The 1,642-nt window shown below is 57.5% G+C and carries 2 protein-coding genes; both read left to right on the forward strand.

The genetic code is table 11. The features are described 5' to 3' along the window. A partial coding sequence (locus tag AC1DS3_RS38415; protein ID WP_477129335.1) for a T6SS immunity protein Tli4 family protein occupies positions 1 to 240 on the forward strand: 240 nt, incomplete at its 5' end. Between the two features lie 173 nt (positions 241 to 413). Then, complete coding sequence (locus AC1DS3_RS38420) at positions 414 to 1,385, forward strand: T6SS immunity protein Tli4 family protein (protein WP_477129336.1); 972 nt, start codon at positions 414 to 416, stop codon at positions 1,383 to 1,385. Positions 1,386 to 1,642: the final 257 nt, after the last annotated feature.

Consider the following 1,642-nt stretch of genomic DNA (forward strand, 5'->3'; position numbering starts at 1 on the left):
GAGGAATGGCTGATGGCGGGGATAACCACCCGAGGTGTGCCTGGACACCATCTGGCGCTGGAGGCGAATTCCAGGATCGGCAGTGCGCAAACGCCCCTGGTCATCTTGGAAATGGATACTGGATCTGAGAATAGAGTGCTACGCGATCCTATCGAAAAGGCATCGCTGACCGAAGGCGAAGCCATTGCGTTCTGGGACGTGGTCTCGCGAACCTTGCGCCCGCGTCCGAATGGTTTCTGACGGATAGTGTTCCGGATAGGGTCCTTGATTCTTCGCCGCTGCCAGTTGATGGCTCTACGCCTATGGTCGGACAAGACGTGAGGAGCGCAACCACGTTGGCCATCGCATGTCTCGCGCTATGCCTGACAGCCTGCAATCCGCCCAAGCCATTGACGCAAGAGGAGAACAAAACCGTGAACGAACTGACAGCCAATCTCGTTCCGCGCTGCGTGGGACGCTACCTGATTGACATGCCGGCTGATGTCTTTGTGTTTGGAAACATCACGGTGGACCGGGTTCCTCTTGAGGCGACGGCAATGCCGGAGGATCAGTTTCAGCGGGAGGTCGCCTCGCGCGAGGCGGAGTTGACGGGCACCAGGAGTGCCGATGCTTACCCGTTTCTGTATGCAAGCGGTCAGGTATCGGGCGCGGCTACGCGATATTTCATTCATCGGGGCGATGTACTTGCCAATCCAAGTAGACGAGTCATTGAAGCTTACAAGTGGGATCGGGGCTTCCAGATCAAGTTGAAAATGAAGGGATGGGATTTCACCAACCCGGATCAAACCGAGGACTCGCTTGTTCAGAAGATGACCGTCAAGAACAACGTTCCTGCACTGCGCACCCGCGTATTCGACCTGCTGAAGCGCGTGCGTGGTCGTCCGGAAAGCGAGATTCCGTCCGAACCCGGGGCGTGTTTTTTTGGCGGGTTCCTGCCGGGCAAGGCCGGTGCCACGGAGAAGCTCTGGACCCAATTCGTGCTGCATGACAAGATCGACGTGAGTGTCGTTCTGGAGACAGACTCGGATATTCGAGAGCCAACGACATTGCTGCAACGCGGTGACAGCATCAACGCAGCGCTCAAGGAGCGAGAAGGCCGCACGATTCGAAAGGGGGCGGTGGACTTGCCTGGMTTGCCGGCAGAGGAATGGCTGATGGCGGGGATAACCACSCRAGRTGTRCCTGGACACCATCTGGCGCTGGAGGCGAATTCCAGGATCGGCAGTGCGCAAACGCCCTTGATCACCTTGGAACTGGATACGGGGTCTTACAACAACGTGCTGCAGGATCGTATTGAGAAGACGGCATCACTGACCGAGGGCGAAGCCGTTGCGCTATGGGACGTGGTCTCGCGAACCTTGCGCCCGCGTCCGAACGGATTCTGACGGATGGTGTTCCGGATAGGGTCCTTGATTCTTCGCCGCTGCCAGTTGATGGCTCTATGCCTATGGTCGGACAAGACGTGAGGAGCGGAACCACGTTGGCCATCGCATGTCTCGCGCTATGCCTGACAGCCTGCAATCCGTCCAAGCCATTGACGCAAGAGGAGAACAAAACCGTGAACGAACTAACTGCCAATCTCGTTCCGCGCTGCGTGGGACGCTACCTGATTGACATGCCGGCTGATGTTTTTGTGTTTGGA

Source organism: Cupriavidus sp. 01L46 (genome assembly GCF_056399905.1).